The following is a 19,636-nucleotide window of genomic DNA, read 5'->3' on the forward strand; positions in this document are numbered from 1 at the left end:
CCCGACGCTTACGGCCTGACGGACGAAGGCGTGGCGCCGAAGCGGCGACGGAACGCGCGGTTGAAGGTCGTCAGGTCGGCGAATCCCGAATCGAAGGCGATATCCGCCACGCGCAAGTGACGGCAGCGCGGATCGGTCAGTCGCGACATCGCGAATCGCAGGCGCCGCTCCAGGACGAAATCGCCGAAGGTCTGCCCCGATTGCTCGAACAGCACGTGCAGGTAGCGGACGCTGATGCCGTGCCGGTGCGCGACGGCCGCCGCACTCAACTCGGTATTCTGGAAATCCTGTTCGAGATCGGCCTTGATGAGCGCGAAGCGGGCGGCCTTCTGTCCGCTCTCACGGGCGGCTTCGGCATGGTCGCCGCGCACCCCGAGCGCCAGTGCGGCCAGGTCCGCCAGATGCATGGCGGCCACCTGGCCGAGCATGGTACTGCCGACGCTTTCGCGCGATATCGCCTCCGCATACGCGAACAGCAGGGAAAGCGCGGGGCTGCGCCCGTCGAACCGGGTGCTGACCTCGGGCTCGAACCCGGGCAGCCGGTTCAGCAGCTGGGTGCGATCGATGGCGAGCGTCTGCACCGTGTCGCGCGCCAGGTATACGTACTCGCAGGTCTGATTGAAGTTGGCCATGAGCACGTCATGGGTTTCGATCGGCATCTCGCCCGTGTGGCGGTCGCTGAAGATGAATCTGCCGGTGCATCGGGTCAGCAGCACGCCGTCATTGTTGGTGGCCGACGCCAGGACAGCCGTGCGTGTCGCGCGATGGGGCGTCATCAGGCCGCGCCCGACCCAGGTGTCGCCCAGCAAAGGCTGCACCGCCAGATCCAGCCGGAACTTCTCGTCCTCGATCATCGGCGTGATCTCCGCACCGATGCGCGTACGCGAGTAGAAGTCGCGCAGGTACTCCATCCGGGTCTCTTCCGGCAGGTCCTCGGAAGAGAAACGGATCAGCGGTACGGGAGCGGCAACCAGGTCCGTCATGTCTCAGGCACTTCCCAAGGACGGAGAACGCGAGGGATGGACGGCCGCGGAACGGGGGCGTGCATGCGGCCGGAACGTGGTGTCGAACGTGCGAGGTGGGAGGGGTTCCTGCATCGGATCCAGCCCTCGCCAAAGGGAGGCTCGCCGTGTCGATGGCGCAGAGATTTGCAGGTCGAAACCACGCTGTCAACGACGTTCGCAAAACGCCTATGCCGCGTTCACCCAACGCCCGGAATGCCAACGTTTCGACGGCATTTGACCTCGTTTCATCGCAACGCTGTCCGGCAGGAAAAAAAGTTCGCGTACTGCATGGTCGAAGTGCGTAAAGCGCAAAGCACCGTGCTCGACGATCAAGACAATGCGACGTCGACGCGGACGACGTGACCCGACATCGACCGCCCGGTTCCGTGCATCGGTCATGGATGTCGGGAAACACCCTCAACGATGGAACAGGCAATGACGTACCGCATCGCAGAAGAATGGCGCCTCCGTTCGCTGTCGCTCCTTCCTTGCATGGTGGTGCGGGACATCGCGTCGATGTCCTGCGGTGCGTTCGATGGCAGCGGGCGGGAACGAGGGTCATGACGCGCGGCAACCTTGCCGCCTGCCTGCCGGCGGAACTTCAGGACGATCCGGGCCTTCCCGGGTTCGTCCGTCATCCGGTTCGTCTGGATGCGAACGACCACGCGCGCGTGGCGATCCTGCCGGCCGGCGGCTACTACGGCTTCGCGGTGACCACGGTCATGGTGCCGATCACCGTGGGAGATCATGCCGGCCGCAAGGCACTACCCCATCGTGTTCCCTTCCGGCTGTCCGTCGTATCCGGTGGCGGTGCTGGGAACGCCCGGTGGCCTCAACCGGCACGTGGGTCGAGACGGGCGTTGGCGGCGGGATGCCTACGTACCCGGTTGGTTGCAGCGCTATCCGTTCGTGCCGATGCAGGCTGCGGACGGACGATGGGAGCTCGGCATCGATGCCGCCAGCCATCGGGTCGTGGTCGGGCCGGTGCCGGGCGCAACCTCGATGCCGTTGTTCGATGCATCGGGAATGCTTTCCGCCACCGCACGCACCGCATGGCAGGGCTGCCTGCAGTATCTCGATGCGCTGGAGCGCACGCGACGGTGGATCGAATCGCTGGTGCATGACTGCCAACTGGTCGAACGATGCGCATATGCCAGGACTCACGATGGGCGCATGGACCGGCGCAGCCACCCGCACCAGGTGATCGACATCGATGCCTATCGCGACCTGCCCCACTCCCGCGTCCTCGCATGGCATCGCCATGGCTGGACCCTGCCCACCTCGCTGCAACTGGCCTCCCAGCACAACTGGGAAGACCTGAGGCGGGCGGCATGAGGTGCGGCCAACAGATAACGAGCCGCCAGCCATGGCGCGGCGGACACCTTCCCCTCATCCCGCAGGTCGGAACGACATGAACGAAGTACGAGACGTCTACGCTCGAATGGATCTTGCCGGTGTGGCCCGGCAATCATCTTCCATCACGTCGATGGGCATGTCCGCTCGCACCCTGTGTCCCGAACGGATAGAAGAACGGCTCGCCGATGCGGAGAACCTCGTGCGGGGCAGGGCGGACATCGGCAACCCGCATCACTTCATCGCCGGCCTGTGGGAACAGACCTACAGGCGTGCTCCGCGCTGCCTGGGTCCCATGGTGTCGCGCCGCATCGGCGCGATGGCGCGCTCGCTCGGCGTCGCGTCGGAGGCCGACAGGCCCCGTCCGGAGCATCGGCAGCTGAAACGCGTCGCCTGACGCAGACATTCATCCATCGAAGGTTTCCTTCGATCCTTCCTGTACTGGAGATTTCCCGTGGTTCAAAGAATTCCCTTCTGTGGCGCGCTGGCGTTCTGCGTGCTGCTGCTTGCTCCGCCGGCGCGCGCGGAAACGTCGACGGCCTGCCCGGCGCTCCCCCGCGACATGCTGGCCGCCACCGCGAAAGACAACGGCGATCCCGCCGCGCTGGATATCCGGCGAGTACCGGTGCCTGCCGTCGGTCCCGGCGACGTGCTGGTGCGCGTCCGCAACGCCAGCGTCAATCCAGTGGACTGGAAGTTGCAGGCCGCCGGCCGCCTGGCGAGCCAGGGCGTGCCGGGCGGTGACTTCTCGGGCAACGTGGTTGCGCGCGGTGCCGCCGTCGACGGGCTCGCATGTGGCGCGGCGGTGGCCGGCATCGTCGACCAGCAATCCCGCAGCGGGAGCTACGCCGAGTACGTGAGTGTTCCCGCAGACCAGGTGGTGCCCAAGCCGGCCAATTTTTCCTTCGCGGAGGCCGCAGCGTATCCCACCACCGCCGTCGCGGCCTGGCGCTTTCTGGTCGCGACGGCAGCGGTGCAGCCGGGTGAGCGCGTGCTTGTCCACGGCGGTGCCGGGGGCGTGGGATCGCTGGTGGTACAGCTCGCCAAGGCGCGCGGCGCCCACGTGATCGCGACGGCCTCGGCACGCAACCATGACTACCTCCGCCGGATCGGCGCGGATGAAGTCGTCGACTACCAGACCGTCCGCTTCGAAGACGCCGTGAAGGATGTCGATGTCGTGGTGGATACGGTGGGAGGCGAGACATTGCAGCGCTCGCCTGCCGTGCTGCGCGAGGGCGGCCGCCTGGTGTCGATGGCGGGCCGGACTACGCCGGAGATGTGCCGGCGCATCCGATGCCCGGCGACGGCGGGCTGGGACGTGCGCAAGGGAATGTGTTACGTCGAGCCACTGATTGCGGCGGGGAAACTCAAGGTCAACATCGACCGGCGCTATCCATTGAACGAAGCGGCCGCCGCGCAGCAGTTCAACCGCGAGGGTCGCACCCGGGGCAAGGTCGTGCTCGACGTCGTCGCGGAGGTGACCCCATGAGTGCGACTCTGCATGGGCGCGGTATGCGCAGGCGCTTGGCCAGGGCGCTGCTGGTCGCCGGCCTGTTCGTCCCGCCGTTCGTCCATGCCGGCGACATCGAGGACGTCATGGTGCCATTGCAGGCCTATCTCGATGGGCACGCGACCGGCGAGGAGCGGCACTTCCGTCGCGCCTTCGCGCCGGACGGCATGCTCGTGGGCACCAAGGATGGGCGCTACGGTCAGCGCTCCGCACAGGACTACATCAAGGCCTCGTCCAGCGGGCGCGTTCCCACCGATGAGGCCCTTCGTCGGCGCTGGATCCATTCGGTCACGGTGACCGGACAGGTGGCGACGGCCGTCATCGAGCTGGACTATCCGGACATGCGCGCGCACGACCACATGAGTCTGGTGAAATTCCCCGATGGCTGGCGGATCGTGGTGAAGGCGTACGATGCGTTCACGCCGGCAACCACCGGATCCGGCATGCGGGAAACGGCGCGTGGCGAGCAGGGCCACGATGGCCGGCATGGTCGATGATGTCGGGATCGAAGACGACAGGGGTGATGCCGTCATCCTGCTCATGACCGGCGAGGGATACGGATGACGGCGGCCGCTTCAGAGGCGACAGGCGCGGAGGTGTTCGAGTCGCCTGCGGGCGGGTATGTCGTGCGTGCGGACGCGTGGGAAGTCCAGGCGTCCCAGTGGGTCTATCACCCGTCGGTCAGTGCGAAGGACGGCACGCGGGTGTGGTCGCCGATCGACCGGCACTGGTCGCTGGAAAGGGCCTTGTGGGTGTCGGAAACGCGGGTCGATCTCGTCCTGCGCAAGTACCCGGGCAATCAGCGCAGGCCCGTGGTGGAACTTGGTATCGACTGCAGGCAGCGGATCGCCTTCATCGACGGCGCGTCGTGCGATCTCGATGAGGCAGAGCACGCACTGCTGGCGGCGCTGTTCGCATCCGCTCAGGTGGGCTGATCCGCCTGACAGGATCAGCTCCCGTGTCCTCGATGCTCATGCCTCCACGCATCCGGAAGGATGGGCCCAGCACAGAATCGGGTCGTTCGCTTGTAGAGGATTGTCGAACGCTCCATTCCATGTGCGTATCGCGACATCCCTGCGTGTAACGGCACGTGACGCGACCGGAGGGTATAGTCGTTCCGTCATGGTCGGAACGATGGCAACGTCAAAGCATCCGCTCTGGCGATGCGCCATCCGGACGGCCTTCTCCCGTCAGGAGCGAAACGATGCGTAAGGGATCGCAACTATTGGTCGAAGCGCTGGAGAACGAGGGCGTTGACCGCATCTTCGGCGTGCCAGGTGAGGAGAATCTCGACTTCCTCGAATCGCTTCGTACCTCGCGCATCGAACTGGTGCTGACGCGCCACGAGCAGGCAGCGGCGTTCATGGCCGCCACGCACGGACGCCTGACCGGCAGGCCTGGCGTGTGCCTGGCCACGCTGGGTCCCGGCGCCCTGAATTTCTCGACGGGTGCCGCCTACGCGCATCTCGGTGCCATGCCGATGATCCTCATCACCGGCCAGAAGGCGGTGATGAGCGCCAAGCAGGCGCGCTTCCAGATCGTCGACATCGTCGCGTCGATGAAGCCGCTGACCAAGATGACCCGCCAGATCGTCAGCGCTGCGGCGATCCCCGCGACCGTACGCGATGCGTTCCGTGTGGCGATGGACGAGCGGCCGGGCCCGGTGCACCTGGAACTGCCGGAAGACATCGCCGCCGAGGAGGTCGAGGACGCACCGGTCATCCCGATCCATCCGATCGAGCGCGCCATCGCGCCTGACGCTGCGCTCGACAGGGCTGCGCAGGCGGTGCTCGCGGCCAAGCGGCCCCTGGTGATGATCGGCGCGGCCGGCAGCCGTCCCTGGCTGGCCGACGCCCTGTCGGATTTCGTGTCGCGCACCGGGCTGCCCTTCTTCAACACGCAGATGGGCAAGGGCGCCGTCACCGGCGGTTCCAATCTCTACATGGGCACCGCGGCGCTGTCGGAGGGCGACTACGTGCACGAAGCGGTCGCACGTGCCGACCTGATCATCGCCATCGGCCACGACACCGTGGAGAAGCCGCCCTTCCTGATGAAGCATGCAGGTGGGCCGAAGGTTATCCATGTCGGTTTCCAGTCCGCCACCGTCGAACAGGTCTACCACCCGGACATCGAGGTGATCGGCGATATCGGCGCCTCGGTCGAGGCGCTCGCCGGGCGGCTCGAAGGCCGTCTCTCCGCCGACGCGGGCATGCTGGAATTGCGCCAGAAGATCCTGGCCCGCCTCAACGACCGCGCCGGGGAAGACCGCTTTCCGATCACGCCCCAGCGCATCGTCCACGATGTGCGCGAGGTCATGCCCGATGACGGCATCGTCTGTCTCGACAACGGCATGTACAAGATCTGGTTCGCGCGCAACTACCGCACGCATGTCGCCAACACGCTGCTGCTGGACAATGCGCTCGCCACGATGGGCGCCGGCCTGCCGTCGGCGATGATGGCGGCGATGCTGTATCCGCAGCGCCGCGTCATGGCGGTCTGCGGCGACGGCGGCTTCATGATGAATTCGCAGGAGATGGAGACGGCCGTGCGACTGGGGCTCAACCTCGTCGTGGTCATCCTCAACGACAGCGCCTACGGCATGATCCGATGGAAGCAGGCGGTGGATGGATTCGAGGATTTCGGGATGCGCTTCGGCAATCCCGATTTCGTGCAGTATGCCCAGGCCTACGGTGCGAAGGGATCGCGGGTGGCCTCGGTCGACGATCTCGTGCCGACACTCGAAGCCGCCTTCGCCGGTGGCGGCGTCCATCTGGTCGACGTGCCGATCGACTATTCCGAGAACACCCGCGTGCTGGTCGATGAGCTGCGCAACCGCACGCCCGACCTGGACTGCAAATGAAACGGAGAGCGTCCTCATGCTGACGGTCGTACAGGCCTTCGACCGCGCGCCGATCGCGGAGCTCGCCACCGATGATGCGGCGGCGCTGGAGCGCAAGCTGCACGCGGCGGAGCAGGTATTCAGGCGTCGTGACGGCTGGCTCAAGCCGCACCAGCGCGTGGCGATCCTGCGCAAGCTGGCGGCCCTGATGGAGGCCAGGCGCGACCATCTCGCCCTGCAGATCGCGCGCGAGGGCGGCAAGCCGCTGGCCGACGCCATCGTCGAAACCCACCGCGCCATCGATGGTGTCCACAATGCGGCCGACGAGTTGCGCAATTTCGCAGGCCGCGAAATCCCGATGGGCCTGTCGGCCGCGGCCGAGAACCGCTGGGCATTCACGACCAAGGAGCCGATCGGCATCGTGGCGGCGATCTCGGCGTTCAATCATCCGCTGAACCTGATCGTCCACCAGGTGGCGCCGGCCGTCGCGGTCGGCTGTCCCGTCATCATCAAGCCGGCAGCTGCGACCCCGCTGTCCTGCCTGGAGTTCGTGGCGCTGCTGCATGAAGCCGGTCTGCCGGAACCCTGGTGCCAGACCTTCCTGCCGGACGGCAATGAACTTGCGGAAAAGCTGGCCACCGACCGCCGTATCGCCTTCCTCAGTTTCATCGGCTCGGCCCGGGTCGGCTGGTCGCTGCACGCCAAGCTCGCCCACGGCGCACGTTCCGCGCTGGAGCACGGGGGTGTCGCGCCGGCGATCGTCGACCGCAGCGCCGATCTCGCCCGGATCATCGAACCGATCGTCAAAGGCGGCTATTACCACGCAGGCCAGGTCTGCGTGTCCACGCAGCGCGTGTTCGTGCATCAGGACATCGCCGACGACTTCACCCGGCAACTGATCGCCCGTGTCGAGACACTGCGTACGGGCGATCCCACGCTGCAGGACACCGAGGTCGGACCCCTGATCCTGCCGCGTGAAGCGGACCGGGTCGCAGAATGGATCGAGGAGGCCGTCAAGGGCGGCGCGACGCTCGCGACCGGTGGAAAGCGTCTCTCCGAAACGACACTGCAGCCGACGGTACTGCTCGATCCGCCGGCCGATGCGAGGATATCGACGCAGGAGGTGTTCGGTCCGGCGCTCGCGGTCTATCGCTATGAGGACCTCGACGAGGCCATCGCCCGCGCCAATGCCCTGCCCACGGCGTTCCAGGCGAGCATCTTCGCCCAGGACATAGGCGTCGCCATGCACGCCGCGGATCGCCTGGACGCATCCGCCGTGATGATCAACGACCCCACCGCGTTCCGCACCGACTGGATGCCGTTTGCGGGACGCAGGGAATCCGGCTACGGCACCGGCGGCATTCCCTACACCATGCGCGACATGACGCAGGAAAAGATGATCCTCATGCGCAGGAGCTGAGTGCGGCTCCGGAGGCTTCCGGCTCCGATCCCCAAATTGGGTGAGGCGAAGCCGCCTCTTTTGCTGCATGGATACCCTCCTGTCCGGGCGGGAGGGGTGCGTGTCCAGCCTTATTGCCATTGCACGACGATGGGCCACGCTGTCGTGGCTGACATGCTGTGTGCTGCTGGCCCGTACGGAGCCGGCAATCGCCACCCCGTTCGGCATGGCGGAATACCACCGCAGCACCTGGAGCCAGCGGGATGGCGCACCACCGGACATATGGGCCCTGGCGCAGGATCCCGGCGGCGCGCTGTGGCTGGGCACGGGCATCGGTCTGTATCGCTTTGATGGCATCGGTTTCGAGCGTTACAACGCGCCACAAGGCAACGGCTTTGCGTCCAGCAACATCACGGCGCTGTTGACCGACTCGCGCGGCCGGCTGTGGATCGGTTTCTACCCGGGCGGCATCAGTGTGCTGGAGGCGGGCAGGCTGAAGCACTATCCGCCTTCGCCCGTGCTGCCGACGGGACTGGTGATGCGGATCACCGAGGACGCGGCGGGCCACATCTGGGTGCCGTCGTTCACCGGGCTCTACCGCTTCGACGGCAAGCGCTGGGCACGGGTCGGTCCTGAGATGGGGTTTCCCTACCGGTATGCGGATGACGTCCTGCTGGACTCGAAAGGCACCTTGTGGGTCGCCGCAGGCGATACGCTGCTGAAACTGCCCTCCGGTGCATCCCGGTTCGAACCGACTCATGTCGCGACAGGCGCATACACCTCGCTTCTGGAAGCGCCCGACGGAACCCTCTGGATCTCCGACGGCACCTACGGCACGCGGTCCATGCCGTCGGCGCCCAAGGCATTCGGCTTTGGCCATTTCGCAAGCATGAGCCTGGACAGGAGCGGTGCGTTGTGGGGAACCGACCGTCGCCGAGGTGGGCTTGCTCGCATCGCCGGTCTGGATCGGCTGCCCGCGGGGTATGCGCTCGGCGAAAGCGACGTGGCGGAGACTATCCAGCGGCGCAACGGTCTTGCCTCGGATCGGGCCGTCCCCGTACTGACCGACCGCGAGGGCAACGTCTGGGTAGGCACCAACATGGGCCTGCACCGCTTTCGGCCGAGCAGCATGCAGGTGTTGCAGGACGAACGGCTGAGCCAGAGCGGCGTCTACGGCATGGCGTTTTCTCCATCCCATGGGCTGCTGGTCTCAAGCGGCCGGCAGCTGTATCGCGTTGACGACAACGATCTGACGTTGTTGGCCAGCTCGGTCGGCAGGGGCATCTATGCGATACATGCCGCGGGTCCCAGGACGTACGTCTTCGCGTGGGACGGCGCCTATGAATACTCCGCAAAGGGACTGCTCACGCTGGACATGCCCGGCACAGGCACGCTGGGTGCCGTCGCGTGCGATGGCACCGGTGGCTTTCTTGTCATGCGCGAAGGGCAAGGGTTGTTCCAGTATGACGGCAAGACCTGGACAGGCATCGGGACGGGCGTCATTCCTCCCCATGGTGCGACCTCGCTTCTCCGCGATCCCGACGGGTCCGTGTGGATCGGCTACAACGGCAGTCGCATCGTTCACTGGCGCAGCGGTGAAGCCCGGATCTTCGGGTCGAAGGAGGGGCTCGACATCGGTACGGTGTCCGCCCTGGAAAACGTAGGTGAGGGTGTGCTGGCAGGTGGCGAGAGCGGTGTCGTCCTGCTTCGCGATGGGCAGGTCCGGCCCTTGCGCAGCGCGGATCGGAATCGCTTGAGCGGCATCACCGGGCTCCATCGGAGGCCGGGTGGCGACCTTTGGATGAACGGCGTCAATGGTGTTTTCCACGTTCCAGTCGAGGAACTCGGGAAGGGCCTCGAACGCGGCAGCCTGGACGGTCGTCTCTATGACACGGCCGATGGCATGCCCGGAATCGCCCAGCAATCGACGCTGATGTCGACGATCGTCACCGATGGTGCGGGGCGGCTCTGGTTTTCGACCAACCAAGGTTTGGCGATGATCGATCCGGCAAAGCCCTTCCACAATCCCGTCGTGCCGACGGTCAGCATCCGCGGGCTTGCGGTGGGTGAGATCGAATACGGGCGGGTCGATGGGAAGGAATTGCAGGCCGGCACCCGCGACATGCGCATCCGCTATGCGGCGAGCAGTCTCGCCTACCCCGAGCGGGTGCGCTTCCGTTACCGCCTGGAGGGCCTGGATGCGGATTGGCAGGAGGCGGGACATCGTCGGGTTGCCTACTACACCAATCTCGGGCCCGGGAAGTACGTATTCCGTGTCCAGGCGGCCAACGAAAGCGGCGTATGGAGCGCCGGGAATGCCTCGATGGCGTTTTCCATCGCGCCGCGCTTCACCCAGACAGGGTGGTTCTTTGGTCTTTGCGCGACGGCGGCTGCGGCCCTCATGTACTTCATCCACAAGCTTCGGCTGAGGCGCATTTCCCGGCGCATGCGCATGCGGTTCGAAGAACGGCATCGCGAAAGGGAGCGCATCGCACGGGAGCTGCACGACACCCTGCTGCAGAGTTTTCATGGCCTGCTCCTGAGATTCCAGGCCGTCGCCAACCTGCTGGCCAGGGAGGACCCCGTCCGTGCATCGCTGGAGCAGGTCATGGATCGCGGCGAGCAGGCCATCGTCGAGGGCCGCGAGCGCGTGCAGTCCCTGCGACTGGCGGAGGCTTCCGTGCCCGAAGACCTGCCGCAAGCCTTCGCCAGCATCGGCCGCGAACTGAATCACGAGGATGCCGTCGACTTCAACGTGGTATCGGAAGGTGAACTGCCGCCGTTGGAAGCTGTCATGCGCGACGAAATCTACTGGATCGGGCGCGAAGCACTCAGCAACGCTTTCCAGCACTCGGAGGCCGGCAGGATCGGCGTCGCGGTATCCGTGGCGAACGGCAACATCCGGTTCCGTTTCCGCGACGACGGAAGGGGCGTCACCGAAGACGTTTTGCGTTCCGGCGGTCGCGACGGCCATTGGGGCTTGCGTGGAATGCGCGAACGGGCCATCGACATCGGCGCGGAGCTGCGGATCTCCAGCGGTCCGGGAGGCGGGACCGATGTCGAGCTCCTGGTTCCTTCACGATCGACGTCGCGCAAGCGCCCTTGAGAGCCCGCGCAACCCGGGTGCATCCACCGGGGTGCTCATCGCATGTCCGCTTACGGACATAAGAAGCTTCGTGGTCGAGTCACGGGGGCCGGCTAACCGTGGGTTGTTGGCCGAACTGGGCAATCTTAAGATCCATGGGCACAAGGCATGGGTGCAGCTATCACAACAACTCCGCACAACCCGTGAGGGCGGCAAACATGAATTCCGATTTCCGAAGCTTCGCCGGCGCTCTGCTGGCGTTCCTTGTGGCAGGCGCTTGCTCGAATCACTCCCGTGCCGACGTTGAGCCGCCGGCGGCAGCAGCGCCAACACTGGCGGATCCGGGCGACAAGGACCAAGACTCGGTGCATGCCTACGAGTGTGCCAACCCGCACTTCTACGGGATGGAGCGCGAGCAGTGCCTGGACCGCACGAAGAACTGCCGGGGAGGCATGAACAGCCATAGCCTGATCTGCAGGAGGAAGATCGAGGATCTTGTGTATGACGTAAAGCCGGCAGAATTGATCGAGGTCCTCGGCTACATCCAGCGCGACGGCAACTCGCTCACGGTGAGCGCGGAACCCGACAAGAACTCAAGCCGTCTTCGGGTCCTGGGCGACAGCTGCACTACCCCCCATGGCAAGGACATCTGCACATTCGAAATGGGGCACAAGCTCAAGGTCGTGGGAGCCTATTTCACCGAGCGCGCCGCCGAGGGCCAGCCATTGCAGAGAAGCCTCCTTGTCTTGGACGTCATGGACGGAGAACCGGATCCGGGCGCGGTCATCTACTAGGCGGCGAGACGGGAATCATCGATGTCGGCTTCTGGCAGGAGCGGGTCATCCGAATGCTGACGTTAGTGCGGCTGTCAGACGCGCAGGGAAGAGCGACTTCCGCCCTCATCCACGGTTGTCGATTTCATCGCGTGCTCGCGTGGTTCATGGATGTATCCGACCAGCGGGGCACCGGATTTCGCCGCGACACGCGTGTATGAGCGCAGACTGTTCGCCATGCGGCGATGCGGATGTCGATTGCGCCAGGCGCAAGACAACGCGATGCGCCACCGACTGATGGTATGCCGCGGCGCATGAGGTCTGCAGGCATTGGAACGTGCCGGGCAGAGTCTGTCCCGTGACAGGATGAGTTGATCATGTCGTGCGCCCACCGATACGGGGGAGCGCTCTTTCGAAGCTGCAGATTTCTCTCGCAACGTCAGGAAAGACAGGCGGAGGATTTCACATGTTCCCGAACAGAGACGTGCGCCGCCTTGGGCGTGCATGGGTCTGCGCTGCTTCCGTGTTGCTCATGGTGCTTTTCCTCGCGCCTTGGCAGGTGTCTGCGGGCGAGATACGCCAGGGCGTACTGCAACTTCGCTGGGGCGATGCGGAACCTGCGATAGCGGGGAGAGCGTCTTTGCCGCCCCAACTGGAGGTCTGGCTGGATGCAGGGCCCAGACAGCGCTACCGGTTGGACGTGGACCAGGCCAGGCGTGCGGCGGGCGATCTCTATGCCCTGGCCAATCGCCGCGTTGCGGTGTCCTACGCGCCGGTGCCAGGCGTTGCGCAGCACCGGGAGGGACGCATCGAGCGTGTTGCCAGGATAATCGATGCGATCGTGCCTGCCGACCGCCTCTCGTCACGCATGCCAGCAATAGATGTGGACGGCAGGGCAGCACTGTCCCTGCCGCTGCACGGCAATACGCGATGGATCACCCTGATGTGCAAGTTCGGCGACATCGACGCAGAGCAGAAGCCGCGTGCGTTCTTCCAGTCCCAGTACGGCAATGCGCCAGGCCAGTTGGGTCATTTCTGGTCGGAGGTCTCGTACGGCAACATCGACCTGGCCGGAAGCGACGCGCACGGCTGGTACACGCTGCCGAGGCCGAGGTCTGCCTACGTGGATACCACGGGTGGCAAGCCGAAGGTCGATCTGTCGCTGCTGTTCGCCGACTGCACGGCACAGGCGGATCCCGATGTCGACTTCTCCGGCACACATGGCATCAACCTCATGTTCAATGGCGAACTGGATGGGTACGCATGGGGCGGGGGCGCCTGCGCGACCCTGGACGGGGTGTACGCCTGTCCGCGTTCGACATGGAACCCGCCGTGGTCCTTCTCCAATCTCTCCGCGATGGCGCACGAGATGGGACATGGCTACGGCCTGCCGCACTCCAACAACAGCGATGGCGACGGCGATACCTTCGACAATCCCTGGGACCTGATGAGCGACGCATGGCGCATGGCCAACAGCGATGCGACCTATGGCCTGCTACCCAAGCACATCAACATGCATCAGCGGAAGCGGTTGGGCTGGGTGACGGCGGCACGCACGCTGACCATTCCGGCGGAGGACATTGGTATCCACGAGGTCGTGCTGGATGCCGCCAGCCTGCTTGATGCGGCAGGCGTGCAGTTGCTCGTGCTGACGATGCCTCCGCAACCGGACCCCTTCGCTACCGTCGTCTACACCATCGAGGCGCGCAGGCGGACGGGTAGCTACGAGTCCAGGCTCGCAGGCGACGCGGTCATCATCCATCGGGTGAAGGACTACGGCATCGCCTACAGCCTGGATGCCGATGTGCCGCCTGCCGATCATGCGTCCAACGAGGGTTCGATGCTGAAGCCGGGTGAGCGCTGGACCCTGCCGGAGGGGCAGCACTGGGTGGAAGTGTTGGAAGAGACCGCGAACGGATTCATCGTGCGGGTTGGTCCGCGTCCCCGCGTCATGAGTTCGCCCTTGCCACCGCTGGTGTATCCGGCAGGTGCGGGGAAGACCCGTTCTGCGGGGGGCGTCGCGCCGCGTGCGAGGCCGCGCGGCGATGGATGAAACACAGCCCCGGACGGCGTCGACACTGCGGTCTGGGTCGAGCGCGGTTGCGCGCCGTCTTCCGGAAGAACTGAACCCCATACTCCCAGGATGATTCCATGAACGCGATTCGCCATGCCGTCGTACTGTCGATGCTGCTCCTGGGCGCGGCGCCCGTGATGGGCCAGGACAAGGTCAGCACCGTGCCCGTCAGCTTCGCCAAGGGCAGCAGCAGCGCGACGATGAAGGGCCACCTTGGCGGCTACGACAGCGTGAACTACACCCTGTCCGCCCGTGCCGGGCAGACGATGACGGTGAAGATCGCCGGCAGCGCCAATGCCCGCTTCAACGTGTTCAAGCCGGGTGACGTGCCGGGCAACGCCACCGCGCTGGGCAGCGGGTATGTAGGCGGCGACTAGTCCGGCGCGCTGCCGGCGACCGGCAAATACACCGTGCAGGTCTTCCAGATGCGCGCGTCCGCCCGCCGCGGCGAGCAGGTGCCGTACACGGTGACGTTCGGCATCCGCTAGGGTCCGGACCGTGCGCGTCGGCGTGCGCGTGCCGACGCGCTCGGTCATACTCGATCACGGACGGTCCACTGTCGGGGACGGCCGCTCCGCACTGCGCTGACGGGGAGTGCCCGACGCCACGCCCGGGAATCCCACGTGCCCCGCACCACGCTTCGCCTGCTGCTGTCTTTCTGCCTTTGGCTTCCCTTCGGCCTGTCAAGCGCTACGGCTCATGCGCAGGCGATCGAGGGTGAGCGCACGGCACCCACATCGCGCCCCAAGACCTGCCTGGTGCTGGGCGGCGGCGGCGCGCGCGGAGGCGCGCACGTGGGCGTGCTGAAAGTGCTGGAGCGCGAACGCATCCCGATCGACTGCATCGTCGGTACGTCGATGGGCGCCATCGTCGGCGGCCTGTATGCGGCGGGCTACAGCGCCGACGAGATCCATACCATCCTGGACGACGTGGACTGGAACGCGGAGCTGCGCGACAAGCCGCCGCGCAGCGACCGTGGCATGCGCCGCAAGGAAGACGACCTGCGCCTGCTGGGCGGCGTCGAACTGGGCGTCCACGAGGGCAGCCTCGCGTTCCCGCGCGGCGTCATCCAGGGCCAGCGGCTGGAGCTGCTGCTGCGCAAGCTGCTGCTGCCGGTGGCGACCGTGCAGGATTTCGACGCGTTGTCGATCCCGTTCCGTGCCGTCGCCACCGACATCGTGAAGGGTGAGAAGGTGGTGTTTGCCGAAGGCGACCTGGCCGCCGCGATCCGCGCCAGCATGTCGGTGCCGGGCGTGTTCGCGCCGGTGAAGATCGATGGCCGGCTGCTGGTGGACGGTGGCGTGCTGGACAACGTGCCGGTGGATGAAGCGCGCAGGTTGGGCGCGCAGCGGCTGATCGTTTCGCACGTGGGCAGTCCGTTGCGCACGGAAGAGGGACTGACCTCGCCGCTGGCGATCACCGAGCAGATGAGCAGCATCCTGATGCAGCGCGAAGTGGAGGCGCAGCTGGCCACGCTGGGTGAGCAGGACCTTCTGCTGATGCCGGAATTGGGCGATATCGCCAGCGAGCAGTTCAACCGTGCGCCCGAAGCCGTGGCGCCGGGCCAGCGCGCCGCCGACGCGGCGGCATCGCAGTTGCAGCGCTATGGCGTGGACGAGGCGCGCTATGCGCAGTTCACCGCACGCCATCGCATGCCGCGTTTCGATACGCCGCTGCTGACGTTCGTCGACGTCGACGGACGCGCCACCGGCACGGAGACGTTCGTCCAGCAGCGCATGGCGCCGTTGGTCGGCAAACCACTGGACGTGCCCGCGGTGGAACAGACGCTGGCCACCCTGTACGGCGAGGGCCGCTACGAGAAGATCGGCTGGACGCCGCTGCAACGAGGCGACACGTGGGGCCTGCAGGTCACGCCGGTCGACAAGGCTTGGGGTCCGGATTTCCTGCATCTCTCGCTGCGCGTGTCCGACGATTTCAATGGGGCCAGTGCTTACCAGTTCATCGCCGAGCTGACCCGGACAGGACTGTCCGAAGCCGGTGCGGAAGCGCGCGTGCGCGCGGCGATCGGCCAGGAGTCGCAACTGTTCCTGGAGTACTACCACCCCCTCGGTGTGCGCGCGCACCACGCGCTGTCCACCTATCTGCAGTACCGCGCCACCAATCGCGACATCTCGTTCGCCCAGGACGATCTTGGCGACTACCGCTACTTCCAGGCTTACGGAGGGGCGCGATGGACGTATTCGCCGCACCGCGACTGGGAGTTCGCCACTTTCGTCGAACGGGGCCACGAGCGCGTGCGTTTCGACCTGGGCGATCCCGATCTCAGCGGGCGGTACCACGCCAACCTCGGCAGCCTGGGCCTGCAGCTGCGGCACGACTCGATCGACAGCTCCACCTTTCCTACGCAGGGGCACCGGGCGTCACTGACCTATCAACGCTTCGATGACGCGCTGGGCTCGTCGGTCGACAGTGCGGTGGCGCGCCTGCAATGGGACGGTGCGTGGTCGTGGCGGGAGCACCGCTTCGTCGGTGGCGTGCGTGCGTCCACCTCGACCGGCAGCGATGCGCTGCTGGCGACGTACGGCTTCCTCGGCGGGCTGGGCAACCTGTCCGGCTATCCGGAACAGAGCATCTTCGCCCCGCATACCGCCCTGCTGCGCCTGATGTATTACCGGCGCGTGCTGCACACCGACAACCTGATCACGCTGCCGCTGTACGTGGGTGGCAGCGCCGAATATGGCGGCTTCTGGGCGACGCGCCGGGAGGCCGGTTTCGGCAGCATGATGCCGGCGGGGAGCGTCTTCGTCGGGGCAGACTCACCGTTGGGACCGATCTTCCTCGGCTGGGGTCGGGCCGAAGGCGGGCGCGATTCGTTCTACCTCACCTTCGGGTCGTTGTTGAGGACGCTGGATGGCTTCTGACCTTCCGCGCACGCCACCCGCGTCGACGACGGCGCTGCACGTGTTGCTCGGCGGTGCGCTGTACGCGCTCGCGCTGGTCTGGGGCGGCGAATGGCTGTTCGCGCAGTTCACCGCGCGCGCGTTCACGATGGGCGCCGAGGTCGGGCCGCGCTGGACGCGCACCGCACTGGCGTTCGCGCCGTTCGCGGGGCTGGCGCTGTACGCCCTCGTCCGCCGGCATGCGCTGTGGTCCGCGCGCGTGCGGCTGGCATGGGCGACCGGCCTGGTGCTGTCGCTGCTACTGTGGCTCTGGTACTTCTTCGATCCGCTGCTCAATCCGGGCGGGGGCGCCAATATCGGCCTCGGCCTGCTGATGATGGCCTCGCCGCTACCGATCTTCGTGGCGATGTGGCTGATCGCCCGTCGGCCGCACACGTGAATGCGTTTCCCCTGCAAGGAGCTGTCCCATGAAGGCGTCCGTCCTGCTGTTGGTGTGCTGCCTGCTGATGCCGGTCGCGGCCGAGGCGGTACCGTTCTGGGGTGCGAAGCAGTCCAGCCCGGTGGACACGCCGCCCTCGGCGCTCAAGCCCGGCGAGTGGATCTGGGGCGGCGACAGCAAGGCGATGGGGCCGATGGCCGTGCTGGTGAGCCTCACCGAACAGCGGGCCTACGTGTACCGCAACGGTGTGCTGGTGGCCGTATCCACGGTCAGCACCGGCAAGCCGGGGCACGAAACGCCGACCGGGGTGTTCACCATCCTGCAGAAGGACAAGGACCACCATTCCAGCAAGTACAACAACGCGGCGATGCCGTACCAGGAACGGTTGACCTGGGACGGCATAGCCCTGCACGCCGGTGGCCTGCCGGGCTACCCGGAATCGCACGGCTGCGTGCACCTGCCATCGCAGTTCGCGCAGACGCTGTTCGACAGCACGAACATGGGCATGGTCGTGGTCATCACGAAGACCGGTGAAGCGCCCGAGCGGCTCGTGCATCCCACCGTCATCAGTCCGATCAGCGCCACGACAGGCGCGGATGATGAAGCCGCGCCGCTGCCTGTCGGCGACGCCTTCCGTTGGCAGCCGGAACGAGCGCCGGAGGGTGTCGTGTCGCTGGTGATGAGCACGGCGGACCGCCGCGTCTTCGTCTACCGCAACGGCGTGGAGATCGGGCGCGCCCGCATCGACTTCAATGCGGCCGGTTCGCCGCACGGCACGCACGCGTATCTCGTCGCATCCGGCGGCCAGCCGGGCAGGATGCCGCCGTGGCTGCGCGTCGGCATTCCCGGTCATGAGGACGAAGCACACCAGCCGGTCAGCCCACAGGACGTCGCCCGCGTCATCGTGCCGACCGCTTTCCTCGCCGATGTGCTGCCACTGCTGTCGCCTGGCGTCGTGTTGTTGCAGACCGATATGCACGTGCTGCCAGAAACAACCGGCGTGAAAACGCAGGTGTTGAACGCGGATCCGCCGACGCTCTAGGGCTATCCACCCAAGTCGACCGAATGCGGACATCATGAACCACGCGCCTGCCATCCCCCAGGGCGGCACGTCTGTTCGCTACGTTGGTCGCAACGGATGCGCGCCCGCCGGCTCGCGCCGGTCGCAGCAACTTTGAATTCATCGTTGAGGAAAGCCATCATGGGTGCAGGTAAGGCCGGAATGAGCGCGGCCTGCCGACTCCTGAAAGTTGAGAGGCCTTCCGACAGTGACCCGAATCCCTGTGCCACGGCGTTCATCCGCCTTGGGGCTGCTGCTCCGATGCAGTGTCGCGACATTGGCGTGCATGGGCATCTGGAAGGCTGGCTTGTCGCTGGTGCCGGATGCGACGTCGCCGGCGCAGCGACTCCTGGCGGGCTGCGTGATCTCCACCCTTGCCCTGGTTCTGGTTGTCCTCGCGCTGCGCCGGGATCGACTTGATCCCTCCGTACTCGGGCTCGCGCGCATGCGCGACGTGCTGTGCGGCGTGCTTGGCGGAGCGGCGCTGTGGCTGCTGACCGCGGTGCCAATGACCGCCTTGTTGCTATGGCTTGGCGTTGCGGAAGTCCGGATGGTCGGTGACGGGTTCGCCGCTTTGGCGACACTGGCCATCCTGATTCCCGTCGTGCTGCTGATCGAGGCGATCCCGGAAGAACTGGTCTTCCGGGGCTACGTGCAGGGCTCGGCGGCGCGGTGGCTGTCGCCTTGGCTGGCCGTGGTTGCGCAGGCCGCGTTCTTCCTGTTGTTTGCGTGGGCGATAGGCGCGACGGCCGCACCCGGGCAGTGGTCGTTCTTGCCAGGCTTCGCGCTGATTCTGGGTGGCTTGCGGCTGATGGGTGGAAATCTCGGCTGGCCCATCGGTTTCCATGCTGCGCTCATGGTCGCCACGCAATGGCTGCTGGCACATGGCCATTTCGTCGTTCACAACGCCATGACGATTCAGGTACTCGCCTTCGTGGCGCTGCCGAGCGCGGTGTACGGCATGGTGCTGTCGACGCATGCCTCCAAGGTCAAGCGAGAGCCGGGAGAAGCCGTTTCCCTCGAGTAAGGGTCAAGCGGCTGCGTGGCGGCAGGCGACGCGACGGGTAGCCTACCGTTGGCTCACGCCACCCCTTTCGTACCGCGATCAGCCGACGTGGAAACAGTGCCCGCTTCCGGCTGGGAGCGGGTCCGCGTTGGTGAGGGGACGGCTGCGCACCCGTTGTGACCGCGCGCGGACGATGGCGAGGCCTCATCGCGCTGCGCCTGACCGACACCGGA

The 19,636-nt window shown here is 66.1% G+C and carries 17 protein-coding genes; 15 read left to right on the forward strand and 2 right to left on the reverse strand.

Features of this window, described 5'->3' with window-relative positions:
• Window positions 1-8: 8 nt before the first annotated feature.
• Window positions 9-983, reverse strand: a complete 975-nt coding sequence (locus ACSQ1W_RS00090) for a helix-turn-helix transcriptional regulator (protein WP_436041144.1) — start codon at window positions 981-983, stop codon at window positions 9-11.
• A gap of 416 nt (window positions 984-1,399) precedes the next feature.
• Window positions 1,400-1,753: a hypothetical protein gene (locus ACSQ1W_RS00095; protein WP_436041146.1), complete on the reverse strand. Its 354-nt coding sequence runs from the start codon at window positions 1,751-1,753 to the stop codon at window positions 1,400-1,402.
• Here ACSQ1W_RS00095 and ACSQ1W_RS00100 point away from each other — a divergent pair.
• The 15 genes from ACSQ1W_RS00100 to ACSQ1W_RS00170 all read left to right on the forward strand — a co-directional run bounded on the left by ACSQ1W_RS00100 (window position 1,752) and on the right by ACSQ1W_RS00170 (window position 19,424).
• The gene (locus ACSQ1W_RS00100; protein ID WP_436041148.1) at window positions 1,752-2,339 is read left to right on the forward strand and encodes a SapC family protein; all 588 of its coding nucleotides are present in this window, start codon (window positions 1,752-1,754) and stop codon (window positions 2,337-2,339) included. The genes ACSQ1W_RS00095 and ACSQ1W_RS00100 overlap by 2 nt on opposite strands.
• Window positions 2,340-2,496: 157 nt before the next feature.
• Window positions 2,497-2,754, forward strand: a complete 258-nt coding sequence (locus ACSQ1W_RS00105) for a hypothetical protein (RefSeq protein WP_436041150.1) — start codon at window positions 2,497-2,499, stop codon at window positions 2,752-2,754.
• A gap of 57 nt (window positions 2,755-2,811) precedes the next feature.
• Complete coding sequence (locus ACSQ1W_RS00110; RefSeq protein WP_436041151.1) at window positions 2,812-3,846, forward strand: NADP-dependent oxidoreductase; 1,035 nt, start codon at window positions 2,812-2,814, stop codon at window positions 3,844-3,846.
• Window positions 3,843-4,364, forward strand: coding sequence for a nuclear transport factor 2 family protein (locus ACSQ1W_RS00115; RefSeq protein ID WP_436041153.1), 522 nt, complete (start codon window positions 3,843-3,845; stop codon window positions 4,362-4,364). Before ACSQ1W_RS00110 ends, ACSQ1W_RS00115 begins: the two co-directional genes overlap by 4 nt.
• Before the next feature lie 63 nt (window positions 4,365-4,427).
• Entirely contained in the window at window positions 4,428-4,802 is a 375-nt protein-coding gene (locus ACSQ1W_RS00120; protein WP_436041155.1) for a hypothetical protein, read from the forward strand.
• A gap of 269 nt (window positions 4,803-5,071) precedes the next feature.
• Window positions 5,072-6,727: an acetolactate synthase large subunit gene (locus ACSQ1W_RS00125; protein WP_436041157.1), complete on the forward strand. Its 1,656-nt coding sequence runs from the start codon at window positions 5,072-5,074 to the stop codon at window positions 6,725-6,727.
• A gap of 16 nt (window positions 6,728-6,743) precedes the next feature.
• Window positions 6,744-8,126, forward strand: a complete 1,383-nt coding sequence (locus ACSQ1W_RS00130) for an aldehyde dehydrogenase family protein (protein WP_436041159.1) — start codon at window positions 6,744-6,746, stop codon at window positions 8,124-8,126.
• A gap of 67 nt (window positions 8,127-8,193) precedes the next feature.
• Window positions 8,194-11,211 (forward strand): sensor histidine kinase, encoded by a 3,018-nt coding sequence (locus ACSQ1W_RS00135; protein ID WP_436041160.1) that lies wholly within the window; start codon window positions 8,194-8,196, stop codon window positions 11,209-11,211.
• 197 nt (window positions 11,212-11,408) lie between these two features.
• Window positions 11,409-11,984, forward strand: a complete 576-nt coding sequence (locus ACSQ1W_RS00140; protein WP_436041162.1) for a hypothetical protein — start codon at window positions 11,409-11,411, stop codon at window positions 11,982-11,984.
• Between the two features lie 619 nt (window positions 11,985-12,603).
• The gene (locus ACSQ1W_RS00145; RefSeq protein WP_436041164.1) at window positions 12,604-14,016 is read left to right on the forward strand and encodes a hypothetical protein; all 1,413 of its coding nucleotides are present in this window, start codon (window positions 12,604-12,606) and stop codon (window positions 14,014-14,016) included.
• 98 nt (window positions 14,017-14,114) lie between these two features.
• Entirely contained in the window at window positions 14,115-14,414 is a 300-nt protein-coding gene (locus ACSQ1W_RS00150) for a hypothetical protein (protein ID WP_436041166.1), read from the forward strand.
• A gap of 246 nt (window positions 14,415-14,660) precedes the next feature.
• Window positions 14,661-16,919, forward strand: coding sequence for a patatin-like phospholipase family protein (locus ACSQ1W_RS00155; RefSeq protein ID WP_436041168.1), 2,259 nt, complete (start codon window positions 14,661-14,663; stop codon window positions 16,917-16,919).
• Window positions 16,909-17,337: a hypothetical protein gene (locus ACSQ1W_RS00160; protein ID WP_436041170.1), complete on the forward strand. Its 429-nt coding sequence runs from the start codon at window positions 16,909-16,911 to the stop codon at window positions 17,335-17,337. The genes ACSQ1W_RS00155 and ACSQ1W_RS00160 overlap by 11 nt, the downstream gene beginning before the upstream one ends.
• A 28-nt stretch (window positions 17,338-17,365) precedes the next feature.
• The gene (locus ACSQ1W_RS00165; protein WP_436041172.1) at window positions 17,366-18,379 is read left to right on the forward strand and encodes a L,D-transpeptidase; all 1,014 of its coding nucleotides are present in this window, start codon (window positions 17,366-17,368) and stop codon (window positions 18,377-18,379) included.
• Between the two features lie 304 nt (window positions 18,380-18,683).
• A complete protein-coding gene (locus ACSQ1W_RS00170; protein WP_436041173.1) occupies window positions 18,684-19,424 on the forward strand; it encodes a CPBP family intramembrane glutamic endopeptidase in 741 nt (246 codons plus the stop codon).
• Window positions 19,425-19,636: the final 212 nt, after the last annotated feature.

The sequence above is a fragment of the Pseudoxanthomonas sp. LjRoot143 genome (assembly GCF_964252945.1).
Lineage (GTDB): Bacteria > Pseudomonadota > Gammaproteobacteria > Xanthomonadales > Xanthomonadaceae > Pseudoxanthomonas_A.

Bases quoted from the DNA above. Each gene is read 5' to 3' on its own strand.
- ACSQ1W_RS00170 (WP_436041173.1), top strand. From the start codon at position 18,684: ATGGGCATCTGGAAGGCTGGCTTGTCGCTGGTGCCGGATGCGACGTCG.
- ACSQ1W_RS00105 (WP_436041150.1), top strand. From the start codon at position 2,497: ATGTCCGCTCGCACCCTGTGTCCCGAACGGATAGAAGAACGGCTCGCC.
- ACSQ1W_RS00150 (WP_436041166.1), top strand. From the start codon at position 14,115: ATGAACGCGATTCGCCATGCCGTCGTACTGTCGATGCTGCTCCTGGGC.
- ACSQ1W_RS00125 (WP_436041157.1), top strand. From the start codon at position 5,072: ATGCGTAAGGGATCGCAACTATTGGTCGAAGCGCTGGAGAACGAGGGC.
- ACSQ1W_RS00135 (WP_436041160.1), top strand. From the start codon at position 8,194: ATGGATACCCTCCTGTCCGGGCGGGAGGGGTGCGTGTCCAGCCTTATT.
- ACSQ1W_RS00165 (WP_436041172.1), top strand. From the start codon at position 17,366: ATGAAGGCGTCCGTCCTGCTGTTGGTGTGCTGCCTGCTGATGCCGGTC.
- ACSQ1W_RS00100 (WP_436041148.1), top strand. From the start codon at position 1,752: ATGCCGGCCGCAAGGCACTACCCCATCGTGTTCCCTTCCGGCTGTCCG.
- ACSQ1W_RS00130 (WP_436041159.1), top strand. From the start codon at position 6,744: ATGCTGACGGTCGTACAGGCCTTCGACCGCGCGCCGATCGCGGAGCTC.
- ACSQ1W_RS00095 (WP_436041146.1), bottom strand. From the start codon at position 1,753: ATGATCTCCCACGGTGATCGGCACCATGACCGTGGTCACCGCGAAGCC.
- ACSQ1W_RS00140 (WP_436041162.1), top strand. From the start codon at position 11,409: ATGAATTCCGATTTCCGAAGCTTCGCCGGCGCTCTGCTGGCGTTCCTT.
- ACSQ1W_RS00120 (WP_436041155.1), top strand. From the start codon at position 4,428: ATGACGGCGGCCGCTTCAGAGGCGACAGGCGCGGAGGTGTTCGAGTCG.
- ACSQ1W_RS00090 (WP_436041144.1), bottom strand. From the start codon at position 983: ATGACGGACCTGGTTGCCGCTCCCGTACCGCTGATCCGTTTCTCTTCC.
- ACSQ1W_RS00115 (WP_436041153.1), top strand. From the start codon at position 3,843: ATGAGTGCGACTCTGCATGGGCGCGGTATGCGCAGGCGCTTGGCCAGG.
- ACSQ1W_RS00160 (WP_436041170.1), top strand. From the start codon at position 16,909: ATGGCTTCTGACCTTCCGCGCACGCCACCCGCGTCGACGACGGCGCTG.